Annotated in this window: 22 protein-coding genes and 1 riboswitch; of the genes, 10 read left to right on the top strand and 12 right to left on the bottom strand. The window is 44.2% G+C overall.

Going from position 1 to position 23,117, the window contains the following annotated elements; genetic code table 11:
* Nucleotides 1–249 precede the first annotated feature (249 nt).
* The 4 genes from phnW to AB4503_RS07575 all read left to right on the top strand — a co-directional run bounded on the left by phnW (nt 250) and on the right by AB4503_RS07575 (nt 5,085).
* Entirely contained in the window at nt 250–1,353 is a 1,104-nt protein-coding gene (gene phnW / locus AB4503_RS07590) for a 2-aminoethylphosphonate--pyruvate transaminase (RefSeq protein ID WP_372114155.1), read from the top strand.
* Nucleotides 1,353–2,774: an aspartate aminotransferase family protein gene (locus AB4503_RS07585; RefSeq protein ID WP_102332027.1), complete on the top strand. Its 1,422-nt coding sequence runs from the start codon at nt 1,353–1,355 to the stop codon at nt 2,772–2,774. Before phnW ends, AB4503_RS07585 begins: the two co-directional genes overlap by 1 nt.
* Before the next feature lie 92 nt (nt 2,775–2,866).
* A complete protein-coding gene (gene phnX, locus AB4503_RS07580) occupies nt 2,867–3,685 on the top strand; it encodes a phosphonoacetaldehyde hydrolase (RefSeq protein ID WP_050649212.1) in 819 nt (272 codons plus the stop codon).
* A 332-nt stretch (nt 3,686–4,017) separates the two neighbouring features.
* Complete coding sequence (locus AB4503_RS07575; protein ID WP_102428795.1) at nt 4,018–5,085, top strand: OmpA family protein; 1,068 nt, start codon at nt 4,018–4,020, stop codon at nt 5,083–5,085.
* Between the two features lie 133 nt (nt 5,086–5,218).
* On the opposite strand, the gene AB4503_RS07570 is transcribed toward AB4503_RS07575, so the two are convergent.
* Entirely contained in the window at nt 5,219–5,617 is a 399-nt protein-coding gene (locus tag AB4503_RS07570; protein WP_372114153.1) for an OsmC family protein, read from the bottom strand.
* A 200-nt stretch (nt 5,618–5,817) separates the two neighbouring features.
* Here AB4503_RS07570 and msrB point away from each other — a divergent pair, with 200 nt between their 5' ends.
* Nucleotides 5,818–6,960, top strand: coding sequence for a peptide-methionine (R)-S-oxide reductase MsrB (gene msrB / locus AB4503_RS07565; RefSeq protein ID WP_017061740.1), 1,143 nt, complete (start codon nt 5,818–5,820; stop codon nt 6,958–6,960).
* Nucleotides 6,961–7,058: 98 nt separating this feature from the next.
* On the opposite strand, the gene AB4503_RS07560 is transcribed toward msrB, so the two are convergent.
* A complete protein-coding gene (locus tag AB4503_RS07560) occupies nt 7,059–8,426 on the bottom strand; it encodes a TrkH family potassium uptake protein (RefSeq protein ID WP_017065604.1) in 1,368 nt (455 codons plus the stop codon).
* 19 nt (nt 8,427–8,445) lie between these two features.
* On the bottom strand, nt 8,446–9,102 hold the full coding sequence (locus tag AB4503_RS07555; RefSeq protein WP_019820412.1) for a TrkA family potassium uptake protein: 657 nt from the start codon (nt 9,100–9,102) through the stop codon (nt 8,446–8,448).
* A 186-nt stretch (nt 9,103–9,288) separates the two neighbouring features.
* Between AB4503_RS07555 and AB4503_RS07550 the strand changes: the two genes are divergently transcribed.
* The 3 genes from AB4503_RS07550 (at nt 9,289) to AB4503_RS07540 (ending at nt 13,520) form a co-directional block, all read left to right on the top strand.
* Nucleotides 9,289–10,458 carry a mechanosensitive ion channel family protein gene (locus tag AB4503_RS07550; RefSeq protein ID WP_017064827.1) on the top strand — a complete coding sequence of 390 codons (1,170 nt, stop codon included), beginning with the start codon at nt 9,289–9,291 and terminating at the stop codon, nt 10,456–10,458.
* 86 nt (nt 10,459–10,544) lie between these two features.
* Nucleotides 10,545–12,080 (top strand): mannose-1-phosphate guanylyltransferase/mannose-6-phosphate isomerase, encoded by a 1,536-nt coding sequence (locus AB4503_RS07545; RefSeq protein WP_372114152.1) that lies wholly within the window; start codon nt 10,545–10,547, stop codon nt 12,078–12,080.
* Nucleotides 12,081–12,095: 15 nt separating this feature from the next.
* On the top strand, nt 12,096–13,520 hold the full coding sequence (locus tag AB4503_RS07540; RefSeq protein WP_372114150.1) for a phosphomannomutase CpsG: 1,425 nt from the start codon (nt 12,096–12,098) through the stop codon (nt 13,518–13,520).
* A gap of 110 nt (nt 13,521–13,630) precedes the next feature.
* Here the strand turns inward: AB4503_RS07540 and aroG are convergent, their stop codons facing one another.
* From aroG to AB4503_RS07520, 4 genes are all read right to left on the bottom strand, one after another.
* Nucleotides 13,631–14,683, bottom strand: a complete 1,053-nt coding sequence (aroG, locus tag AB4503_RS07535) for a 3-deoxy-7-phosphoheptulonate synthase AroG (protein WP_017061746.1) — start codon at nt 14,681–14,683, stop codon at nt 13,631–13,633.
* A 313-nt stretch (nt 14,684–14,996) separates the two neighbouring features.
* The gene (locus AB4503_RS07530; protein ID WP_004730103.1) at nt 14,997–15,212 is read right to left on the bottom strand and encodes a DUF3820 family protein; all 216 of its coding nucleotides are present in this window, start codon (nt 15,210–15,212) and stop codon (nt 14,997–14,999) included.
* 13 nt (nt 15,213–15,225) lie between these two features.
* Entirely contained in the window at nt 15,226–15,897 is a 672-nt protein-coding gene (locus AB4503_RS07525; RefSeq protein WP_372114149.1) for a DUF3313 domain-containing protein, read from the bottom strand.
* A gap of 100 nt (nt 15,898–15,997) precedes the next feature.
* Nucleotides 15,998–16,351, bottom strand: a complete 354-nt coding sequence (locus AB4503_RS07520; protein WP_017066796.1) for a hypothetical protein — start codon at nt 16,349–16,351, stop codon at nt 15,998–16,000.
* A gap of 323 nt (nt 16,352–16,674) precedes the next feature.
* A riboswitch (cyclic di-GMP riboswitch) is annotated at nt 16,675–16,764 on the top strand.
* Nucleotides 16,765–16,836: 72 nt separating this feature from the next.
* Between AB4503_RS07520 and gbpA the strand changes: the two genes are divergently transcribed.
* On the top strand, nt 16,837–18,303 hold the full coding sequence (gbpA, locus tag AB4503_RS07515; protein WP_229648182.1) for an N-acetylglucosamine-binding protein GbpA: 1,467 nt from the start codon (nt 16,837–16,839) through the stop codon (nt 18,301–18,303).
* Nucleotides 18,304–18,414: 111 nt separating this feature from the next.
* Here the strand turns inward: gbpA and cyoE are convergent, their stop codons facing one another.
* From cyoE to AB4503_RS07495, 4 genes are all read right to left on the bottom strand, one after another.
* The gene (gene cyoE / locus AB4503_RS07510) at nt 18,415–19,389 is read right to left on the bottom strand and encodes a heme o synthase (RefSeq protein WP_372114148.1); all 975 of its coding nucleotides are present in this window, start codon (nt 19,387–19,389) and stop codon (nt 18,415–18,417) included.
* Nucleotides 19,379–20,434, bottom strand: a complete 1,056-nt coding sequence (locus AB4503_RS07505; RefSeq protein WP_372114146.1) for a heme A synthase — start codon at nt 20,432–20,434, stop codon at nt 19,379–19,381. Before AB4503_RS07505 ends, cyoE begins: the two co-directional genes overlap by 11 nt.
* A 102-nt stretch (nt 20,435–20,536) precedes the next feature.
* Entirely contained in the window at nt 20,537–21,145 is a 609-nt protein-coding gene (locus AB4503_RS07500) for a hypothetical protein (RefSeq protein WP_372114145.1), read from the bottom strand.
* The gene (locus tag AB4503_RS07495) at nt 21,138–21,971 is read right to left on the bottom strand and encodes an SURF1 family protein (protein ID WP_367613547.1); all 834 of its coding nucleotides are present in this window, start codon (nt 21,969–21,971) and stop codon (nt 21,138–21,140) included. The genes AB4503_RS07500 and AB4503_RS07495 overlap by 8 nt, the downstream gene beginning before the upstream one ends.
* Before the next feature lies 1 nt (nt 21,972).
* Here AB4503_RS07495 and AB4503_RS07490 point away from each other — a divergent pair, with 1 nt between their 5' ends.
* Nucleotides 21,973–22,203, top strand: a complete 231-nt coding sequence (locus AB4503_RS07490; RefSeq protein ID WP_017066085.1) for a DUF2909 family protein — start codon at nt 21,973–21,975, stop codon at nt 22,201–22,203.
* A 19-nt stretch (nt 22,204–22,222) separates the two neighbouring features.
* Here the strand turns inward: AB4503_RS07490 and AB4503_RS07485 are convergent, their stop codons facing one another.
* Nucleotides 22,223–23,107: a cytochrome c oxidase subunit 3 gene (locus AB4503_RS07485; protein WP_009845661.1), complete on the bottom strand. Its 885-nt coding sequence runs from the start codon at nt 23,105–23,107 to the stop codon at nt 22,223–22,225.
* Nucleotides 23,108–23,117 lie beyond the last annotated feature (10 nt).

Here is a 23,117-nt window from a genome sequence, read left to right as displayed (position 1 = left end):
AGGTTGTTAACACACACCTTTGCATTGGTATGTACCAGATTTCGAGTATTAAGCTAACTGGCTTTTATGACGATTAAATGAACAAAAAATGGCAATTTAAAGATCGGAAAATTTCTCAACAAAAGTGACAAATTTGAATATGAAGCTTTTGTGAAAATAACGTTTGGGCTATTTACGACCGTTTAAATTGGTTGTTAAAGTAATCGCAAATATTGGTATAGTCCAAAATACAAATCGCGAGAGTTGAACATGAGAAACGAATACTTACTGCTGACACCGGGCCCTTTATCTACTTCTGAAACCGTTCGCCAAGCGATGTTAAAAGATTGGTGTACTTGGGATGATGAATACAACAAAGACGTTGTTGAAGTGATTCGTAGCAAGCTAGTGACTTTAGCGACTAAGCAAGCGGGATATACAAGCGTATTAATGCAAGGTAGCGGCACCGCTTCGGTAGAAGCAACAATCGGTAGCGTTATCTCTAACAACGGTAAGCTTCTTGTTGTTGATAACGGTGCGTACGGCGCTCGTATTGCTCAAATCGCAGAATACTTAAACATTCCATGCCATGTCGTTTCCCCAGGTGAAACATCACAGCCTGACTTGAACGAAATGGAAACGGCATTGGCCATGGATTCAGACATTACTCACGTTGCGATTGTGCACTGTGAAACCACGACAGGCATGCTGAATCCAATTGAAGACATTGCCAAAATGGCAAAACAGCACAACAAAACCGTCATTCTCGATGCAATGTCGAGCTTTGGTGGCATCCCTATGGATATCGCTGACTTAGGTATCGATTACATGATCAGCTCTGCAAACAAGTGCGTCCAAGGTGTACCGGGCTTCGGCTTTGTTATTGCTAAGCAATCGGAACTGGCAAAGTGCAAAGGCCAAGCTCGTTCATTAAGCCTTGATCTGTTTGACCAATGGCACTGCATGGAAAGCAACCTCGGTAAATGGCGTTTTACCTCTCCGACGCATACAGTGCGTGCTTTCTATCAAGCTCTACTTGAATTGGAACAGGAAGGTGGTATCGAAGCTCGTCATAATCGCTACCAAACAAACCAAACCACACTGGTTGCAGGTATGCGCTCTCTTGGTTTTGAACCTCTGTTAAATGATGAACTTCATTCACCGATTATCACCTCTTTCTATTCTCCAACTCATAGCGATTACCAATTCAAGGAATTCTATGACCGTTTGAAAGAACAAGGTTTTGTGATTTACCCGGGCAAGGTTTCAAACGCCGACTGCTTCCGAATCGGTAACATCGGTGAAGTGTATCCGTCAGACATTGAAGCTCTAATTGGCGCAGTTAAGAATGCTATGTACTGGGACATCAAATAATGACGATGGCCAATCAAGATTCTGTTCTAAAGGCGACACACTTTCGAAGCGAAGGCGATGTGAACACCACGCCAGCGCGTGAGAAATGGAACGAGTCGCTAAACGATGATGCGACTCAAGCGATGTTAAAACGTGACTCTGACGTATTTCTTCATCAAGCGATGTCAACGCCTTGTCTAGACACACTTGAAGCAGCTGAAGGCATCTACATTCAAGATGCGACGGGCAAGAAGTACATGGACTTTCACGGTAACAATGTTCATCAATTGGGTTATGGCCATCCACATATCATTAATAAAGTGACTCAACAAATGGCTTCATTGCCGTTTTCACCACGTCGCTTTACCAATGAAACAGCCGTTCAATGCGCTGAAAAGCTGACACAGATCTGCGGTGGTGAGTTGAACCGCGTGTTGTTTGCACCGGGTGGTACTTCGGTTATCGGCATGGCACTCAAACTGGCTCGACATGTCACCAACAACTTCAAGGTCGTTTCACTGTGGGACTCATTCCATGGCGCGTCACTGGACGCAATTTCAGTGGGTGGTGAAGCTTGTTTCCGCGAAGGCATGGGCCCGTTAATGGCTGGCGTAGAACGCATTCCACCAGCCGTCTCTTATCGTGGCGCTTTCCCGTTTAACGAGAATAGCGCAGTCAATGCAAACGAAACTGCATGCGACGTTCACTATGCCGACTATTTAGAGTATGTGATTGAAAAAGAAGGTGGCATTGGAGCCTTCATTGCCGAAGCAGTGCGTAACACAGACGTTCAGGTTCCAAGCAAAGCTTACTGGAAGCGCATCCGTGAGATCTGCGATAAGCATAACGTCATGTTGATCATCGACGACATTCCAAACGGTATGGGTCGTAGTGGCGAATGGTTCACTCACCAGGCCTTTGATATCGAACCTGACATTCTTTGTATCGGTAAAGGTTTTGGCGGGGGCTTGGTTCCAATTGCAGCCATGGTCACTAAAGACAAATACAACACGGCAGCGCAAGTATCACTTGGTCACTACACCCACGAGAAAAGTCCTATTGGCTGCGCAGCGGCACTGGCTACGATGGAAGTGATTGAGCAAGAAAATCTACTTGAAAAAGTACAAGCGGACAGCGCATTCGTGCGTGAACAACTGCTTCAAATGAAAGAGAAATACCCAGTCATTGGTGACGTTCGCGGCATCGGTCTGCTTTGGGGAGTGGAATTGGTCACTGACCATATCACCAAAAACCGAGCGTTCGATGAAGCAGAAGCAGTACTTTACCAATGTCTGAACGATGGCCTGAGCTTTAAGGTTTCACAAGGTAACGTGATTCAATTGAGCCCACCATTGATCATCAGCCGTAGCGAGCTAGAAGTCGCTCTGTCTGTATTCGAAAAAGCGATAGCCAAAGTCTGCAAAGATTTTGAATACCTTTAATTCTCGAAATCAACATTTAAACCAATAACCTTAAACAACCATTTGTTTCCCAGAACTTTGAACTGGGAGTGACACAAAAATAGGACACTATTATGAACACGACATCACCTATCCAAGCGGTTATCTTTGACTGGGCCGGCACTATCGTTGATTTTGGGTCGTTTGCTCCAACTAGCATCTTCGTTGAAGCATTCAAACAAGGTTTCGACTTTGACATCGACTTGGCTGAAGCGCGTGAACCTATGGGGATCGGCAAATGGGACCACATCCAAGCAGTGGGTCGAATTCCAGCTGTTGACGCTCGTTGGAAGGCTCAGTTCGGACGCTCCATGACAAGTGAAGACGTTGACGCGATCTACGCGGCATTCATGCCTCTTCAAAAAGCGAAAGTAGCCGATCACGCAGCACCTATTTTGAATGCGATAGAAGTGGTCAATAACCTAAAAGAGAAGAACGTGAAGATCGGGTCTTGTTCAGGTTACCCACGTGAAGTGATGGATGTTTTAATTCCTGCTGCTGCAGATTACGGTTACCGACCAGATAACGTGGTAGCGACCGATGACTTACCTCAAGGTGGTCGCCCTGCTCCATTTATGGCACTGAAAAACGTAATCGATCTAGGTGTAACTAGCGTTGCTGCGTGTGTAAAAGTAGACGACGCAGCACCGGGGATCGATGAGGGTCACAACGCAGGCATGTGGACAGTTGGACTTGTATTATCGGGGAACGAAGCAGGCTTAACGTATCAAGAATATTTAGATGCAGACGAGACAACACTTGCAGCTGCACGTGAAAAAGCAAGCGTTAAGCTAAACAAATCAAACCCACACTACCTAATCGATACCATTGCAGACCTACCAGGTGTCATTGCAGATATTGAAAAACGTTTGTTAGCTGGTGAGCGCCCATAACGGTAATCACCTAGATTACCCAACCAAACATTCCGTACACATGAAAATGAAACCTCGTATCGCCTAAAAATGATACGAGGTTTCTTCGTTTCCAACATTTGAGACAGCAATTAATTGACAAAAACCTCTGTAAATAGCACCTTAAATATATAATTTTTAACAATTTCATTGGCCATAATAAGCAACTGTACTAACAATGTAATAACAGTTCCAAGATAGGTTCGACCTGAATCTACGCCTTGAACGATCTACTGTTGCAGTGTCCCAATCAGTAAGTCGTCGCTTTAAAGGCTCATTCAGATAACAATAAGAGTTAATCCAAGGATAAGATTATGAAAAAATTGTCAAAAATCATGTGTGCTGTGATAGCTGCTTCAGGTTTCGCTGCTGCTCCATCAATTGCCGCAACGACATACGTAGGCGCAAAAGTTGGCATGGGTTGGCTAGATAGCGCTTGTGTCGACAACATTGATTGTGAAGATGATTCAGTGGCGGGCGGTATTTACGGTGGTTACAACTTTACCGATAACATTGCTCTAGAATTGAATGCAGATTACTTAGGTGATTATGACACCAGCTTTAACAACAACGGAGCGACTCAAAGATACAGCGATTCTATCGTAGCCATTTCTTTAAGCCCAATGTATCGACTAGCGATTAAACAAGAGTTTGATATCTTCTTTAAAGCAGGTCCTGCTTACATCATGCACGATGACGAAGACGACGTTGTTTTAGCCTTAGGTATCGGTGCCGAGAAACAGCTTTCAGACGATTGGGCGCTGAGAGTGGAATACCAATACTTCGATGATTTTGACGATAAGATCATCCAAGACCTAAACTCCAACCTTGTCACAGTAGGTCTTAGCTACAATTTCGGCACGGGTAATACAACCGCATCAGCGGCTGCAGCTTCTGCGGCGGCTGTAACTCAAGCACCTTCTGAACCAATCACAGAGCCAGAAGCTGTGGTCGTTGAAGAGGAAGCGGAGGTAGTGGTTACCAAAGCGCAAACTGAGAGTTTCTCTCAAGGTACATTTGCGACTAACAGCACAGAACTTTCAGACGAAGGTAAAGCCGCTATACAGCCAATTGTGGAAGTCTTACAAACATACCCTCAGTCTACCGTTAACATTGTTGGTCACACAGATTCAACAGGTGCAGCTGAGTACAACATGATGATCTCTAAGAAACGTGCGGCAGCAGTAGCAGCATACATCGAAGAGCAAGGTATTGAAGCTGATCGCATTACCGCTTCTGGTGAAGGGGAAGAAAACCCAATCGCATCAAACGATACGGCTGAAGGTCGTGCTCAAAACCGTCGTGTGGAAGCAACAATCCCAAGCTTCGAGTACCAAGAAGATGTTCAAGTTGAAGAAGTTATCATTGAAACAGTGGAATAATCGTATTCTAACGTAATAACGACTTCCTTAATAACAAGGGAGGAGCACTGCTAAGTGCTCCTCCCTTTCTTTATCTATGTTTGCTCATAAGCCGAAAAGTAACGACTCAAAGCCAAGCTATACAGCCAGAAGACTAGACGATTTCCCAGCTGTGCGTCATTTCTACGCCTGCACCTAGCATTAGGCACACTGAACAGTACTTTTCCAATGAATCAGCGCATACTTTTGCAACCAACTTAGGATCAAGGTTGTCACCTGAAACTTCAAAGTGAATGTTAATCGCAGTAAAGATTTTTGGCGCGGTTTCACGACGTGTAGTTTCAAGTTTCGCGTTACAGCCTGTAATGCTTTGACTAGCAGATTTCAATCCATCTACCACATCAACAGAGCTACAACCACCAGCGGCCATAAGAACCATTTCCATCGGGCTTGGCGCCGTTGCACCACCGCTGCCATCCATGACAATAGAGTGGCCTGATTGAGATTGACCCAAGAATTTAAAACCTTCGACCCATTTAACTTCTGCTTGCATGCTGTTCCTTAGATGTACGAAAACGTCATCATTATCTATTATTTTACATCAATGCCTACACCCTACTACTGGCGGCATTTATGAGCAAGATTTTCTCGATAACATATTTTTTTCATGAATGATGCAATTTTTTCCATCTAAAACCTGTCTCTATTCGTACATTCAAAATCGAATGAGAAGAACGTCAAGATGAGGTATCTATGAATAAATTATCTAAAATATTGGTATCACTCGTGGTTGCGCTACCACTGATTTCACTGTTTGTAAGCCAGACTGGCACTGCCAATACAATGGATAAAACAGCTAATTCAGGTAATAGTGAAATCGCGACACTCGCGGGTGGTTGTTTTTGGTGTACAGAATCCGACCTAGAAAAGCTGACAGGCGTCACCGACGTTATCTCTGGGTATTCTGGCGGTGAACTAGAAAACCCAACCTACAAACAAGTATCCTCAGGCAAGTCGGGTCACATCGAAGTGATAAACGTGACTTACAACCCTGATGTTGTTAGCTATGAACAGGTTCTTGACCAATTCTTCAGACACATCGATCCAACCGATGACAAAGGCTCTTTTGTAGACCGAGGCCGTCATTATCGACCGGCTATTTTCTATCATAACCAAGCACAAAAAGATGTTGCTCAGAACTTCATGATGGAGATCGACAAAGCTAATATCTTTGGTGCACCACTAAAAACAGAACTGATAAAATTTGAGAAGTTCTGGCCAGCAGAAGATTACCACCAAGATTATTACAAGAAGAGTAAGGTTCGTTATAACTACTACCGCTATGCTTCTGGCCGCGATCAGTACCTAGATAAGATCTTCGGTGATGATAGAAAGGACAACCCTAAAACACTACGTCAGATCATCGACAGTAAGAATGCGACAGCGAATGCTAAAACATACGTAAAACCGTCTGATGCAGAGATCAAAGCGAAGCTTACAGCACTTCAATACGATGTAACGCAAGAAGACGCTACTGAGCGCCCATTTGACAACAAATACTGGGATAACAAGCAAGAAGGTATTTACGTTGATATCGTAACTGGGGAGCCATTGTTCTCTTCAAAAGACAAATACAAGTCAGGCACAGGCTGGCCGAGCTTTACACAGCCAATCAGCGAGGCTTATGTCGTCACAACTACTGACTACAAACTGCTTTACCCAAGAACAGAGGTTCGCAGTAAGTTTGGTGATTCTCACTTGGGACATGTATTTAAAGATGGTCCAAAACCAACAGGCTTACGTTACTGCATGAACTCAGCCGCAATGCGCTTTATCCCAGCGGATAAATTAGCAGAAGAAGGCTATGAGGAATACGTTGAGATGTTTGAGGGCTAAGCATTCAGCATTTAACGAACAGCCTATAACAACAAAGCCAGCATATCGCTGGCTTTGTTGTTATTTACAGAGCTTTATTTATCAGCCCGTGAACCTAATTAACCAGTCAACACCGTGTCTTCTGGATATTTCAACAAGGAAGGTTCTGGGCGAGCTAGCATATAAGCCAAGGTCAAAGGACCGATACGTCCAATCACCATAACAACAATCATGATGTATTTACCTGGCTCAGTCAGGTTCGCGGTTAAGCCAGCGGTTAAGCCAACCGTTGCAAAGGCTGAAATCACCTCAAACATGACTCGATCAAACGCTGCCTTTTCAGTAAGCATTAACAAAAACATCGCGGTGGTTAATAACGCCCCACTTACCACAATAATGGCCAATGACTTTGTTACCGCTTGCCAAGTCACAGTGCGCTTAAACATCACCACGTGCTTTTTCTGACGGAGGAAGGTCCACGTTGCGACAAAGGCTACTGCAAAGGTCGAAACCTTAATACCACCACCTGTTGAGGTAGAACCTGCACCAATCAACATCAGTACAATCATTACCAGCAACGCAGGCTGTGTGTACTGAGACAAATCCACACTATTAAAGCCAGCAGTACGAGCACTTGCCGACTGAAAAAATGCGGCTAGCCACTGTCCTTGAGTCGATAACCCTTCCATGGTTGCTGAGTTATTTCTTTCTAGCAGCCAGAACAATACCGTACCTACCAACAATAGAGTCGGAGTGGCGGTTAGCATAATCTTGGTGTGTAAATGAAGATGTCGAAAACCTTTACGCCAGTTACTCGATAGGTCGCCGACGACTGTGAAGCCTAGCCCACCGAAAATAAACAAGCCAGCTAAGGTGAAGATCACCAGCGGATCATCAACAAAACTCATCATACTGTCTGAAAACAGTGCAAAACCTGCGTTATTGAATGCAGATATCGCATGAAACAGTGCATAAAAACTGCCCGTTGACCATCCCATCTCAGGTACCCAGCGGAAGCAGAGCAATACAAAACCGATAAATTCAGCCACTAATGCAAAGATGATGATCTTCTTAACCAATTTACGAAGGTTAATCTTACGATCTTGGCCAAGCGCTTCTTTCGCGAGTGCTTGTTGTTTAAGGCTTAACCTAACACCGAACATGTAAAGCAGTACCGCAGATAGAGTCATCTGCCCTAACCCGCCGACTTGCATCAAGAACATCAGTAAGATTTTACCCGCCAAGGTGAAATGCTCACCGGTATCGACAACACCTAATCCTGTCACACTGATCGCCGAGGTTGCTGTAAACAGTGCATCCGTAAAACTTAGGCCTGTCACAGAAAATACAGGCATCGTCAACAATATTGCAGAGGGGATAAGTACGCCTAAGAAGCTCGTAAGGATAATCTTAGGTTCAGAGCCTTTACGTGGCTTTTTATCACTCTTAAGCGTGTAGAAAGTACCTTTTCGTTTTAACGAATTCATACTGTTACCTTATTGCCAATTACCAATTGCGTAGCTTTCTAGATAAGGTCTCTTTCGGCCCAGCGATGATCACCACATCCCCAATTTCTAAACTCACATCCAATTCTGGTGCTTTAGTGAGGTTCGGCCCTCGCTTGAAGCCAAGTACCTCAACACCATTTTCTTTACACAGCTTAAGATCGCCAAGTTTCTTACCCAACAGTTTAGAACCAATAACAATCTCCGTCATCGCTAAGCCACTGCCAAGGTCGATAAATTCGAGAACGCGTCTGTCCAGCATCTTACGAGCAACACGAATACCCATATCGCGCTCGGGCATGATGATATGGTCAGCACCAATCTTAGAGAGGATCTTGCCGTGGAACTTATCATTCGCCTTAACCCAGACTGCTTTTGCTCCAGATTCTTTCACCACCAAAGTCGTTAGAATGCTTGAGTTAACGTCAGAGCCTATCGATACCATCACCATATCGTAATCATCGAGTCTTAACTCTTTCACCGTCTCTTCGCTCGTGCAGTTCGCAACAATCGCTTGTGAAACAAAAGCCGCTGCTTCTTTCACTCGCTCTTCATCAATATCGACGGCCAGTACCTGTGCCCCTGAACTTTGTAGCTCTTTGCAAACAGACAGACCAAATCGCCCTAAACCGATAACTGCATATTGTTTGTCGCTCATTTGAAATCCTGTTTAGAAATTTTAATTACACGGGATAGCCAAACCTACATTAGTTTCTATCTCAAAAAAAGTTAGTTCTGCAAGAATAAGGTTATACTATTGTCATAATCGCTTGATTTATAAAGGTAGAGAACAACTCGAGTTTCTGCTAATTTCCAATTCATAATTTCTGCGGCAGTACACACAATGAATGAATTCATAACCCAAGTACAAACCTACATCAACCAGAGCCATAGTGATTGGGCAAACAGCGTCCTATTCATCACTATGGCGAGTTTTCTCGCTTGGGTAGCTTGGCGAATTATCCATAATCGCTTAGAAATTCTGGTTCAGAAAACCCCATTCCACTGGGACGATCTACTGCTAGAAGCACTAAAAACCCCTGTCAGCACGTTACTTTGGTGTTGGCCTGCTACAGTATCTGTCGGGCTCATCCTTCAAGACCAGTTTGGCAATGAAATCAACTGGTTAAAAACACTTAAGCACATATTAATTATCTGTACCTTCGTTTGGTTTACCTTACGAATGATCACTAACACTGAAGCCTATGTCTTAGAGCAAAAAAACAGAGACGAAACCACAGTACAGGCAATTGCGAAAGTCGCTCGCCTGTTCTTTATGGTGATGGGCGGCCTAACCATTATGCAGGCATTTGGGCTCAGTCTTTCCGGCTTACTCACCTTTGGTGGTGTTGGTGGTTTAATTGTCGGTTTAGCTGCAAAAGATCTACTGTCGAATTTCTTCGGTGGCATGATGATTTACTTCGACCGCCCTTTTAAAGTCGGTGATTGGATACGTTCTCCCGATCGTCAAATCGAAGGCACTGTCGAACGCATTGGTTGGCGCATGACGATCATCCGCACTTTTGATAAGCGTCCTTTGTACGTGCCAAATTCGGTGTTCAGTAGTATTGTGGTAGAGAATCCATCGAGAATGTTGAATCGTAGAATCAATGAAACCTTTGGTCTTCGTTATCAAGATGCAGACAAATTGGCGCTCATTGTTGATGATGTAAGAACCATGCTCGAGACCCACCCAGATATTGATGCCAAACAGACGTTGATCGTTAACTTTGACAAATTTGGGCCATCAACGCTCAACTTCTTTATCTATACCTTCACAAAAACAGTCAACTGGATCAGGTACCACAAAGTGAAGCAAGACGTTCTGTTACAGGTTCTGGCGATTATTCATAAACACAATGCAGACATCGCGTTCCCAACACAGACACTCAAGATTGACCCTCAAGACTTTTCTAATGTTCAAGATCATAACAGCGTTCAAAGCCTAGGTGATAATCAGAATATTAGCGATCCCAAAGACATGTTGAACTCCCCTACGGAAGGTCATCGATAGTCATATCCTTCTTGGTTATCGATAAGTAATAAGCGTGAAGCGTGGTAATATGATGGCAGTATTCTAATGCACCTAATTACCACGCTATGATTTTACCTGTCATTCTAGCCGGCGGCTCCGGAAGTCGTCTCTGGCCACTGTCTCGCGAGATTTACCCTAAGCAATTTCTCAATATTGCCGGCGACCAGTCAATGCTTCAGCACACACTTCAACGCCTGCAAGGCCTTGAAGAGCACTTGATGGATAGTAAATGCGATGCCCCATTCATTATCTGTAATGAAGAGCATCGCTTTATTGCCGCTGAACAAGCTCGATCAGCTAACATTCAACATAGTGGTATTCTGCTAGAGCCAGTCGGTAGAAATACAGCCCCAGCCATTGCGCTTGCCGCCCTAAAGGCTTTAAGTAAACCACCGCTTAATGAACAAAGCGCATCCGACCCTATCTTGTTAGTGCTGGCTGCTGATCATCACATCGCGAAAACCTCTGAATTCCAACAAGCGATTAGTCGTGGTGTTGATTATGCAAAACAAGGCAAGCTGGTGACATTCGGTATAACACCTAGCTCCCCAGAGACTGGCTATGGCTATATCAAGCAGGGAGAGCCTCTTTCCTCCAGTGCTCAAACTGATACTAATGGAACAGAGCAGCCAATCAATCACGCCTTCGCCATAGAATGCTTTGTAGAAAAGCCAGACACAGCAACAGCAGAAGAGTACATCCGCTCAGGACAATACTTATGGAACAGTGGCATGTTCATGTTTAAGGCATCACGGTATGTTGAAGAACTCGCCGAACACCACCCTGAGATAGTAGCGGCTTGTAAACTCGCTCTTGCAACGCAAAATACCGACCTCGACTTTATCCGTATAGACGCTGAAGCATTCAAAAGCAGTCCAAGTGATTCAATCGATTACGCCGTGATGGAAAAGACCTCGCACGCCGCGGTGATCCCGATTGATGTCGGCTGGAACGATATTGGCTCATGGTCCGCGATCTGGGATGTAAGCGAAAAAGATCAGCACAATAACGTCATTGAAGGTGATGTGTTAACCGTCGACTCTCAACACAACTACATCCATGCTGAAAATAAGCTGGTTGCGACGGTAGGTGTCGACAACCTGATTATTGTCGAAACCAAAGACGCTATATTGGTTGCAAATAAAGACAAGGTTCAGGGTGTTAAATCGATTGTCAGTCAACTAAATCAAGCGGGTCGCACAGAACATGTGCATCATCGTGAGGTGTTTAGACCTTGGGGTAAATACGATGTTATCGACCTAGGCAAGCGCGACAAAGTTAAACGTATCACCGTTAAACCCGGTCACAAGTTGTCGTTACAAATGCACCACCATAGAGCGGAACATTGGGTAGTCGTGGCGGGTACTGCGAAAGTGACCAACAATGAGAAAACCTATCTGGTTGAAGAAGATCAATCCACTTACATCCCTTTAGGTCATATTCACAGCCTAGAGAACCCAGGGGATCTCCCACTCGAGATGATTGAAGTACAAACAGGCAGTCATTTAAGTGAAGGCGACATCATTCGATATCAAGACAGTTATGGGCGAGACGTGCGCAAGCAACAAGTCCACTCATCAAAGCACAACCAAACGAAATAAAGCAGCGACAAATCGATGAAACCAACATTAGACCTAAACTGCTTTAAGAACAACGATATCCGCGGCGTCATTGGTAAACAAATCAATGAGCCACTCGCCTACCTGCTCGGTAAGGCATTTGGCGAATACGTCCTATCCGCTAAGCCTGAAACCTCACTCGATGGTTTGGCGCAGGTAGTGATTGGTCGTGATAACCGCAAAACCTCCCTGTCATTACAAGAAGCCATGACCAAAGGCTTAATCGAGTCAGGGATTACCGTCATTGATCTAGGTATGACTGGCACTGAAGAGGTCTACTTTGCGACTCGTTACCTAAAAGCGATTGGCGGAATACAAATCACAGCCAGCCACAACCCAATCAATTACAACGGCATGAAAATGGTCGGTGTAGACGCTAGCCCTATCAGTAAAAACAGTGGTTTAGATGAAATCAAACGACGCATTGAAGAACTTAATCAAGAGCTGAACTGCAATTTACCGTTCGTTCATGCACAACCAAGTAACTCTAGTAGATCGAACAGTATTCTTGCTCCGTACGTCGAGCACCTACTCTCGTACATAACCCCATCAAAGCTGTCACCGATGAAGATTGTGGTTAATGCTGGGAACGGTGTTGCAGGACATATCATTGATGCTTTAGATAATAAATTTAACGAACTCGGTGTCCCTATCACCTTCATCAAAGTTCATCATAACCCTGATGGAAACTTCCCAAATGGTATTCCAAACCCTTTGATTAGAGAGAACCAAGCAGCCACTCGAGATGCCGTTTTAGAGCATTCTGCCAACCTTGGAATTGCTTGGGATGGAGGCTTCGACCGATGCTTTTTCTTTGATGAGCAAGGCAATTACATCGAGGGTTATTACATTGTAGGGTTGCTTGCTGAAGCATTCTTGGTCAAACAGCCTAACACGACTGTATTGCACGATATGCGCATGACCTGGAACACAATTGAAATCGCAAAAACGCATGGTGGAAAAGCGATTGGAATTAAAGCAGGACACGCACTGATCAAAGAGAAGATGCGTGAAACGAATGCCGTCTATGGGGGCGAAATGAGCGCACACCATTATTTTCGTGATTTTGGATATTGCGATTCAGGCATGATTCCTTGGCTATTGGTTATCGAGCTGATGTCGAAAACTCAACAATCTCTTCACCAATTAACGAGTACTAGTATAGATAGATTCCCCTCTTCCGGGGAGATCAATCGAAGAGTCTCAGACCCAGAGCAGGTCATGGCTTGCGTGTTATCGCACTACCAAGATCATGCCGTTGAGATCGATCACACAGACGGAATCAGCATGAATATGGGCTCATGGCGCTTCAACTTAAGAAAGTCCAATACCGAGCCATTAATACGCCTTAACGTTGAAACCAAACAAGATAAAGCTTTACTGTCACTTAAAGTCGACGAGTTACTGTCTTTTCTCATTTAAGAATACAGACACTTCCAGTTTTCAACTAAGATCCACAAAAAAGCCCTTATTAGCTGTTGCTAACTAAGGGCTTTGAATTTTCAGTAGCTTAATCGCTGACTGTAATTAGTCTATTTGTTACGACGAGCTTCAACAGCGTCTGCCAGCTGGCGAAGTACTGTTTCAGTGTCTTCCCAACCAATACACGCATCAGTAACAGATTGGCCGTACGTTGCAGCTTTGCCCTCAACCAGGTCTTGGCGACCTTCAACAAGATGAGATTCAATCATCACACCAAAGATAGCTTTGTCGCCACCAGAAATTTGTGCGCTTACGTCATCAGATACGTTCATTTGACGCTTAAACTGCTTAGAGCTGTTTGCGTGGCTGAAATCGATCATCACTTTTTGTGGAAGACCAGAAGCTGCTAGCTCTTCTTTAATCTTACCAACGTGTTCTGCGCTGTAATTTGGCTCTTTGCCACCACGTAGGATGATATGACAATCAGGGTTACCTGCTGTTTCAACGATAGCTGAGTGACCGTACTTAGTTACTGATAAGAAGTGGTGAGAAGCGCTAGCAGAGCGAATAGCATCTGTTGCAATCTTGATGTTGCCATCAGTACCATTCTTAAATCCAACTGGGCAAGATAGGCCAGAAGCCAGTTCGCGGTGAACTTGAGATTCTGTAGTACGTGCGCCGATTGCACCCCAGCTGATTAGGTCAGCAACGTATTGAGGCGTGATCATGTCTAGGAATTCGCTTGCCGTTGGCATGCCCATGTCAGTTAGGTCCAGCAGTAGCTTACGTCCTAGACGAAGGCCATCATTTAGCTTGAACGTATCGTTCATGTACGGGTCATTTATTAGACCTTTCCAACCAACAGTTGTACGTGGTTTTTCAAAGTAAACACGCATTACGATTTCAAGGTTATCACCAAGTTCGTCGCGCAACACTTTCAAACGTTTACCGTACTCAAGAGCAGCTTCTGTGTCATGAATAGAACATGGGCCGACAATAACAAGCAAGCGATCATCGCTCTCTTCTAAAATATTGTGGATCGCTTTGCGGCTTTCAAAGGTTGTAGAAGAAGCAACTTCTGTCGCTGGAAACTTTTCTAAAACAGCAACAGGGGGTAATAACTCTTTTACTTTGTTAATTCTTACATCATCAGTCTGGAACATTGCTTACTTCTTCCTTTTTTCTATCCTTGAGCTGAATGTACGTTGTCTCACGTCACTTTCTATCAGCACTAATCTTCTTGTTCCCTGTAACTTAACTAGTAAAAACTCTAGTTTCAATCACTAATTAAAAATAAACGCAATTTTTTTTGTGTTTTATATTTAAAACACCCTGTATACCATTATTTACACGCTATCGATTGCGTATTTTATAGCAAGGTAAGAAGAGCCATTCTTCAAGCTACATCATGCATGTAAAATTGTGTCGAACTCAAAAACAAAAAAGCTCACGTGATCAGCGTGAGCTTTTATTTAATTACATTCTTTTCAATGGCTTGACGACACTATCAAGCCCTTCAATTTTCAGAGCAAGGCACAGTTTCAATAAATCGCCGAGTTCACCAGACGGGAATCCCTTTTTATCAAACCACAGCAAATATTCTTCAGGTAAGTCAATCAGTGTACGACCCGCGTACTTTCCAAATGGCATCTGCATTCGAGCCAACTTAATCAGGTTCTCTTTCTCTAGCATTATTCGGTCTTTACTATGCGTCATCTATGTTGTGTAGAGTATCACCTAAACGTTCAACCCAATAGTTGATCGCGTCTTTGGCATCATCCAGCGAATCAATCATGGTTGAAAAGTCTTTATTACCCGCTTCACGGTCGATGGCTGCAAACAGTGGTGTGCCCTCTTGAGCATCACTGACCAATAACTCTACACTCGCACTCCCAACATTGGTGTGCTCACCAGTCGTGACCTTAGATATGGTTGACATCGCAAGGCCAAACGGCAGAACGCTGCTCGTTACAGCTAAGAGCGGATTGGGCGTTTCAACGTTACTCAGAGCGATACTCAAGCGGAGCGTTTTTCCTGTCGGTTCATCGACAATCGTTTTATGAGGCGATATTTTATCTTCCAAGCGCGCAACCATGTGCTCAGTGAGTTCCTGAATCTCTTCCTGATCCAACGAACCTTCTTCTGCTAAAACAAAAATTTGGTCGATCACTACAGAATCGTAGTCATCTAACTTGGATTTCAAACGCTGCGCGTCACGTAGCCCAATCCTTGCCCAAACTAGGTCAACGCCTCCATCAGGGACTGGCTGAAAATCTTTATAACTGGTGAATTTAGTTGCGGTTTTAATTGGGCCGCCTGCACAACCAAACAAGAAGATGCTGGTTGCAACAAGCAAAAAGACTTTTAAAGGTTTCATGACGCACTTAGTTAAAATTAAGGAATTTAATTGAGTAAGTCATACCTTATATGAAAGGTTTGTAGAAAAGGGGAGTTAAAACTCAGAGCTAGCTTTAAAATTAATCATGCTGAACGGTGTGTGCATACTCTACGATTACCTGATTTCCTTCGATATAAGCATTTTGGATCTCACCATCAACGCTCATTCTACTTTTCAGGTAGACCACTTTTGGCCCTGACTCATTACCTTCTTTAAGTGAAGGAAACACATTCCTAGGCTCTAAATGAAGTAAACGACAAAAGTGACTAACGAAAGACATCGTTAATGGCGTCTCGCCTCTTAGCACTCTAGAGAAATCAAGCTGGTTCATTCCAAGCTTTTTTGAAAACTCCATCTGCGTAATACGCATTCTCGATTTTTGTGACATCCACGTTTGATATAACGCGTCTCTATCTAGTTCTGTGAATTCCATACCGACTCCTTTACATAATTCATACCAATCAATTGTCCGGCTTTTCATACATAGCATGTCAGGGTTTGGTTAGTGGAAACCAAAGGTTTGGTTTTGATATGCGCGCAATTGTCGTGCAGAACAAAACATCACAATCGAAAAGCATTCACAAAAGCGATTAGAGTAAATGCTTTCTTCATTTATATCAATAATTTATACGTTAGCGAACTAAACATATAGCAAGTTAATTTGTATTAAGAATTAAAAGTTCGAGATTGGCATTCCACATTTCAATCTATTGATTCGCGTTTATAAAACTGGTTGGCTACATTTCGCTTGCTCAAACGCACTTCTGGCAAACTATTTGAAAGAATAGGACGTAAAGCCACCGGTCTGTCGACAAATATTCTGTCTATGATAGCGGGGCCGCCACTTAATAGAATTTAAGTGTAAATGCATGCCGGGGTGTTCTCTTTTTTGTCGGCCAAATACAGTAAGGACAAATAATGAAACAACTCCAAAAAAAATCACTCATCGCGCTATCGCTTCTTAGCGTAAGCGGTGCAAGCTTCGGTCACGGTTATGTCTCGGCATACAACAATGGCGTAGCTGAGAGCCGTGTTGCCCTATGTAAGTTCCCTGCGAGTGATACGCAAGAGAAAAACACCAACTGTGGTGGTATCCAATACGAACCACAAAGTGTAGAAGGCCCTGAAGGCTTCCCAGAAGTTGGCCCTGCTGATGGGAAAATCGCCAGTGCGCAATCTTCTTTAGCAGCAGCACTAGACGAACAAAAGGCAGACCGCTGGGTTAAACGCCCTATCAAGTCTGGTTCTCAATACTTCGAGTGGACATTCACAGCTAACCACAAGACTCGCGATTGGAAATATTACATTACTCAACCCGACTGGAATCCAAACCAGCCGTTGGCTCGCAGCTCTTTTGACTTAACGCCATTCTGTGTTGTTGAAGGCAATATGGAACAGCCACCGATGCAAGTCAGTCACTTGTGTAATGTGCCAGAGCGTGAAGGTTATCAAGTGATCCTTGCCGTATGGGATGTAGGTGACACTGCAGCGGCTTTCTACAACGTTATCGACGTGAAATTTGATGGTGACGGCCCTATCATTCCTGATTGGGATCAAGGTGGTCAAATCAACCCGACACAAGACCTGAATGTTGGTGACGCTGTTTATACGCGTGTATTCGACCAGTCTGGTGAGAACGCTTCATACAGCACTGAGCTTGTGATTGAAACTTCTGAACAAGGCAAAGCCAATAACTGGTCTTACGCGCTTGCTTCTAAGATCAACCAAGAGCAGACGCAAATCAAAGCAGGTCAATTGAATGACCAAGGCGATTTCGCACCCGTTTACGGCACGAATCCTGTTTATCTAAAAGCAGGCTCTGGCTTTAACAGTGTCGAAATCGGCTACAAGATTGATACTCCAGAACCCGAGCATGATCTTGAAGTCTCGGGCTTAGAATCAGAGTACATTATCGATGAGAGCCAACCTACTCAGCTTGATCTTACGTTAGCGGCAACAGGCGATATCCAAGCTGAGCTTACCGTGTACAACCATCACCGTGAAGCACTTGCATCTCAGAAATCGGATCTAACAGACGGACAAGTTGAAGATGTTCAACTGACTCTTTCTAAGTCTGAAGCTGGCCACCACATGCTTGTGGTTGTGACGAAAGATGACCAAGGTAACTTAGTGGATCAGAACACGCTTGATTTCCACCTAATGGACGAGCAAACACCGCCACCAGCAGGCGACTACGACTTCGTGTTCCCAGAAAGCATTGAGTCTTACACAGCAGGAACAAAGGTTCTAAGCAGCGATGGTGGCGTTTATCAGTGTAAAGAGTTCCCATACTCTGGCTACTGTGTTCAATGGGCTCCAACAGCAACTCAGTACGAACCAGGTGTCGGTTCACACTGGCAAAGTGCTTGGAACAAAGTGGACTAAGTACTCGCTAGATACTTACTTTGTATTGGGTGAGTTTTAGTCATCAACCAAACAAAAACGGATGCCCAAAGCATCCGTTTTCTTATTCTGTAACAGCTGAAGCATCAGTTATCAAAGTAGATAGTGGTCCGCCAACAGAGCGACAAACAAGATCATGAGATGATAGATGGAGAACTTAAAGGTCTTCATCGCCATATTAGGTTCATCACGATATTTAAGTACCCAAGCGTGATAAATAAAACCGCCGTTGAGAACCAAAGAAGCGCTCAAATATATCCAGCTGCTCATGCCAACCAATACAGGCAATATACACACGATGCTAAGCAAAAAGGTATACAGAAGAATAGACGTCTTGGTGTATTCGATTCCGTGAGTCACAGGCAACATGGGGATGTTCACTTTGGCATACTCATCACGACGATGAATTGCCAACGCCCAGAAATGAGGAGGCGTCCAAATAAAGATGATCATCACCAACAACCAAGCATTTGAATGCAGCTCGTTGGTGACTGCCGTCCAGCCCAATAACGGTGGCATTGCGCCAGCTATCCCTGCAATTACGATGTTCTGTGGCGTCGCTCGCTTCAAGTACATGGTATAGATGACCGCATAGCCCAATAGACTTGCAAAGGTTAGCCAAGCCGTGAGTTGATTGACCCACACCACTAACGTAGCGAACCCAAATAAGCCGATACCTGCTGCAAAGCTAAACACACGCACACTACTCAGCTCACCGGATGGTAAAGGGCGTCGATTTGTTCGAGTCATCTGGCCGTCGATCTTTTTATCGATCAAATGGTTAAACGCAGCCGCTGAACCTGCCATTAACCCTATCCCAATCATTCCGAACAGAGTTTGTTGCAAAGGCAATCCATTCGGCACGGCCAAACACATCCCAACCAATGCTGTCAGCAACATCAAAGCCACCACTTTAGGCTTAGTCAGCGTTAAATAAACTTTCCAAGTGGCTTTGTTTTTTTCAGCCTTTTCGTTACTTAAAGTTATGTCATTATTGGCTGTTATCTTATGAGTTAAGGCTGCGTCTTGAGCCACCACTTCATACTGTGTTGACGTTCTACTGACCATGATTACCTCCTTGTAATACACTGTTCTTCACCAAGCTCTCACTCGGTTTGCGTTGCCACACCACAAAATTGGTTACAACCATGCTGATGAGCAACATTACTGCGACTAGGTTATGCAAAACCGCAACTGAGATTGGCAGGTGAAACCATACATTACTGATCCCAAGGCTGATTTGAGTAAACAACACTATTGCGACAATCATGCTCAGCTTTTGGTGAGGCACTTGGCCAAACTTCCATAACTGGTACACGACCATCAGCACCGTTAATGTCGCCACAATAGCCCCGAACCTGTGCATGACATGTATGGTAAGCCTCGCGGGATACTCCAACACACCAAACTCATAGTTATCGTGTCCGTGTTGAGCAAAATCGAACGCATTTTTGAAATCGAGGTAGCTCATCCAGTTACCTTCACAAATAGGCAATTGGGTACACACCAAAGCGGCATAGTTTGACGATGTCCAACCACCAAGCAGTATCTGCCCAACCACAATGAGTAACCCAAACAACGCCCAAAATTTAAGTGTTGGAGAATAAGAAGCCTCACCAAAACGGCTTTGGAATTGAGACAAACGGCAGTAGAGCAGACACAACAGTGACAGCAACGTGAAACCCCCCATCAAATGCGCCATAACCACAACGGGCATCAACTTAAGAGTCACCGTCCACATTCCAAGCAAAGCCTGAAAAATCACAGTGGCAGAGATAAGTAATGGAAGACCAACTGGTGTGATGTTCTTTTTAATACACCAAGCTACAACGACAAAGATAAGCAACCCTAATGTTCCTGCAAAGTAGCGATGGATCATCTCTATCCACGCTTTGTCTGCTTCAAGAGCTCGCTCTGGAAATTGCAGATTGGCTTGACTCACCGCTTGGGCATCAGACGGAACGGTGATCTTACCGTAACAACCCGGCCAGTCAGGACAGCCAAGGCCAGCATCAGACAGGCGTGTATAAGCTCCGAGCACAATCACGGTAAGGGTTAACAAGATAGTTAATCTCATCATGTGCATGAGTAAATCAGGGGCTTTATTCTGCATCGTTTATCTCCCTATACTTATTCCCTTTGCACTAACAACACTCAGCATTAACGCAATCTGCTAAAGCTCATTAACTCAAGCTTATCAACTTAAGCTGATTAACTACCCAACTCGTGACAGTTTAAGCAGCTTTCTTAGATCATGAATCAAGCCTTTAGATTGGCTGACTAGCTGCGAAGGATCAGAAACACTTTTGTATTCCATAACCAATTGCCCGAGTGGGTCAATTATGACAATGGAAGCGGGTGCAAACTCAGTACTTAATTGATCACCACCTGCTAACAAAGATAAATCAGGCTTGTTGAGCGAACCCGACAACGAGTTACCTTCTGAGACGAAAACAACGGCGGTCACTCGCTCTTTGTTTTTCCCTAGCGCCAAGTAACTTTGATTCAAATAATGGAGTTGTTGTTCGCATAAGCTTTCACACTCTGTGGGAGCGATATAACCCACAACCCAACCCTCTCCTGCCATGGGTACCGTTACGCCGAAATCCGCTAGTGTAATTCTTGGTTCTACCAATTCGCCTGAGTTAGTGACACCTGACGTATACCAATTCTGATCCAACACAGTTTTGGCGATAATGGCTGGCAAAGCGAAAATTAAAACGAGTCCGATTAATACCAAGCGTCCTTTAGTACGACGGCTTCTGAGCTCAGCCATGTTTGCCTCGGTAATTTCCCTGTTCACTTGTGCTTGAGGTTTATCCATCCTTATTCCTCGTGATAGGTGTTGCTTTTAGGTACCGATAGCCAATCAACAACATCAAAAACAAAAGTACCGCAGCCATAACAAACCATTGAAATGAGTAACCAAAATGCTTCTCAGACCTCATCGCCGTTGGACGCCATAACATTTCATAGGGCCATGAATCTAAACTCTGAGGTTGGAAGACAAAGGGCAGCACTTCTTGTCCTGTATACTGTGATAACGCTGCTATGTTTAGGTTTTGGATTCTATTCGGTGTCGTATTTTCTAAACCCAACTCATGACTTAAAGGATTAATTGAGCGTGTATACAAGCGCCCTGACATTTTGGTTGGTACAGTGATACTTCCTAATTGCGGTAGTTCTCTTCTGTCATTACTTGCCGGAACAAACCCAAGATCGATCAATAACTGCTTTTCGTGTAAAAGCTGGTTGCCTTGCTCTTTAGATTGAACCTCACCCAACATGTAAATCACATACCCCACCGTTCCTTGGTTAATCTGATTGTCTAACAAGACCACCAAACCACTTGGTATTTCCAATTCAACATCAACCTTCAAACCATTTAAAAACTGCTGTTCAGATGTACCTTGGGCTTGTGTACGCGAGCCCTTCCATTCAGAGATAACCGTGTCCAATGACCTAAACGATTGCTGCGCTCTTTCTGATAGTTGCTGTTCATAACGTAATTTCTCGTTACCACGATCGAGTTGCCATAAACCTAACTTGATTAAAGCGCCGACTGAAACCACAGTTAAAACAACCGCTATCCAAAAACCTTTACTGCGGAACTTGTGTTCATCATCAATCAATCGGTTTGGAGTTATCACTATGGCGTCATCTACCTTTGTTCTGTTATTTAAAGTCGTATTGGTCGCTTTGCTGTTTTTTATCGCTTTCAATTTGATGAAAGGTCTAATCCAAATCGCCTCAGGTAAACACAATGGAAAAAGACTCAGTTACTTCTTGGGTCGTCGTGTCATGTGGTCAGCCGTTGTCGTGCTACTTTTATTACTTGCTTTGGGATCAGGAGTGATAACTCCTAACCCTCGCCCCTATTAATCCCCGATAGGCTCAGCAGTTAAAGCACATAGACAAATACAAACAGGCCTAACCAAACCACATCAACAAAGTGCCAATACCAACTGCCCGCTTGGAACGCAAAGTGGTCTTTCGGAGTGAAGTGGTCTTTCGCAACCCTTGCCAGCAACACAATCAAAAAGATCGTCCCTAAACAGACATGTAAGCCATGAAACCCAGTAAGCAAAAAGAAGGTATTACCGTAGATGCCAGACTGAAGTGTCAGCCCCATCTCTTGATAAGCGTGAAGATACTCTTCAACTTGGAAGAACAGGAAGAAGCCAGCCAGAACAATGGTTATCTCCAACCACACGATCAAAGCCATACGCTTATTTTGTTCAAGACTGATATGTGCCATGTGCAGCGTCACAGAGGAAAGCAGCAGAATAATGGTGTTCTTAAGCGGGATACCTTGCCAAGGCATGGCTTGTGTCGTTACGCCATCAGGGGTCGTCGTTAGTGGCCAAATTGATTGGAACATCGGCCACAATACTTCATGGGTCATTTCATTATTGCCCGCACCACCAATCCAAGGCACAGAAATCATTCGAGCATAGAAAAGCGCGCCAAAGAAAGCGCCAAAGAACATGATTTCGGAAAAGATGAACCAACTCATTCCTTGTCTAAAAGAACGAGAAATCTGCTCAGAATAGAGACCACTCAATGATTCTGTGATCACATTGCTAAACCAACCTGCGAGCATGTAAAGCAGCACAGCAAACCCGACTAACAACACCGCTTTGCCAAACACACCACCTGCGGCGTCGGTACCCATGTTTTGCACCGTCAAGCCAGCGCCAACCGCGACCAAAAACAGTGCTACAGCACCCACCAATGGCCAGTGACTTTGATGTGGAACGAAATACACTTCCTTTTTAGAACTCATCGCTCAACTC

It is taken from the genome of Vibrio sp. 10N.222.55.B11 (genome assembly GCF_041473705.1).
GTDB classification, from domain to species: Bacteria; Pseudomonadota; Gammaproteobacteria; order Enterobacterales; family Vibrionaceae; genus Vibrio; species Vibrio crassostreae_C.
The sequence above is the reverse complement of the archived record's forward strand: the minus strand, read 5'-3'. Positions and strand labels throughout refer to the sequence as shown.

What these genes read in the sequence shown, in the direction of transcription:
- phnW (WP_372114155.1), top strand. Translation starts at nt 250, where the DNA reads ATGAGAAACGAATACTTACTGCTGACACCGGGCCCTTTATCTACTTCT.
- AB4503_RS07585 (WP_102332027.1), top strand. Translation starts at nt 1,353, where the DNA reads ATGACGATGGCCAATCAAGATTCTGTTCTAAAGGCGACACACTTTCGA.
- phnX (WP_050649212.1), top strand. Translation starts at nt 2,867, where the DNA reads ATGAACACGACATCACCTATCCAAGCGGTTATCTTTGACTGGGCCGGC.
- AB4503_RS07575 (WP_102428795.1), top strand. Translation starts at nt 4,018, where the DNA reads ATGAAAAAATTGTCAAAAATCATGTGTGCTGTGATAGCTGCTTCAGGT.
- AB4503_RS07570 (WP_372114153.1), bottom strand. Translation starts at nt 5,617, where the DNA reads ATGCAAGCAGAAGTTAAATGGGTCGAAGGTTTTAAATTCTTGGGTCAA.
- msrB (WP_017061740.1), top strand. Translation starts at nt 5,818, where the DNA reads ATGAATAAATTATCTAAAATATTGGTATCACTCGTGGTTGCGCTACCA.
- AB4503_RS07560 (WP_017065604.1), bottom strand. Translation starts at nt 8,426, where the DNA reads ATGAATTCGTTAAAACGAAAAGGTACTTTCTACACGCTTAAGAGTGAT.
- AB4503_RS07555 (WP_019820412.1), bottom strand. Translation starts at nt 9,102, where the DNA reads ATGAGCGACAAACAATATGCAGTTATCGGTTTAGGGCGATTTGGTCTG.
- AB4503_RS07550 (WP_017064827.1), top strand. Translation starts at nt 9,289, where the DNA reads ATGAATGAATTCATAACCCAAGTACAAACCTACATCAACCAGAGCCAT.
- AB4503_RS07545 (WP_372114152.1), top strand. Translation starts at nt 10,545, where the DNA reads ATGATTTTACCTGTCATTCTAGCCGGCGGCTCCGGAAGTCGTCTCTGG.
- AB4503_RS07540 (WP_372114150.1), top strand. Translation starts at nt 12,096, where the DNA reads ATGAAACCAACATTAGACCTAAACTGCTTTAAGAACAACGATATCCGC.
- aroG (WP_017061746.1), bottom strand. Translation starts at nt 14,683, where the DNA reads ATGTTCCAGACTGATGATGTAAGAATTAACAAAGTAAAAGAGTTATTA.
- AB4503_RS07530 (WP_004730103.1), bottom strand. Translation starts at nt 15,212, where the DNA reads ATGCTAGAGAAAGAGAACCTGATTAAGTTGGCTCGAATGCAGATGCCA.
- AB4503_RS07525 (WP_372114149.1), bottom strand. Translation starts at nt 15,897, where the DNA reads ATGAAACCTTTAAAAGTCTTTTTGCTTGTTGCAACCAGCATCTTCTTG.
- AB4503_RS07520 (WP_017066796.1), bottom strand. Translation starts at nt 16,351, where the DNA reads ATGGAATTCACAGAACTAGATAGAGACGCGTTATATCAAACGTGGATG.
- gbpA (WP_229648182.1), top strand. Translation starts at nt 16,837, where the DNA reads ATGAAACAACTCCAAAAAAAATCACTCATCGCGCTATCGCTTCTTAGC.
- cyoE (WP_372114148.1), bottom strand. Translation starts at nt 19,389, where the DNA reads ATGGTCAGTAGAACGTCAACACAGTATGAAGTGGTGGCTCAAGACGCA.
- AB4503_RS07505 (WP_372114146.1), bottom strand. Translation starts at nt 20,434, where the DNA reads ATGCAGAATAAAGCCCCTGATTTACTCATGCACATGATGAGATTAACT.
- AB4503_RS07500 (WP_372114145.1), bottom strand. Translation starts at nt 21,145, where the DNA reads ATGGATAAACCTCAAGCACAAGTGAACAGGGAAATTACCGAGGCAAAC.
- AB4503_RS07490 (WP_017066085.1), top strand. Translation starts at nt 21,973, where the DNA reads ATGGCGTCATCTACCTTTGTTCTGTTATTTAAAGTCGTATTGGTCGCT.
- AB4503_RS07485 (WP_009845661.1), bottom strand. Translation starts at nt 23,107, where the DNA reads ATGAGTTCTAAAAAGGAAGTGTATTTCGTTCCACATCAAAGTCACTGG.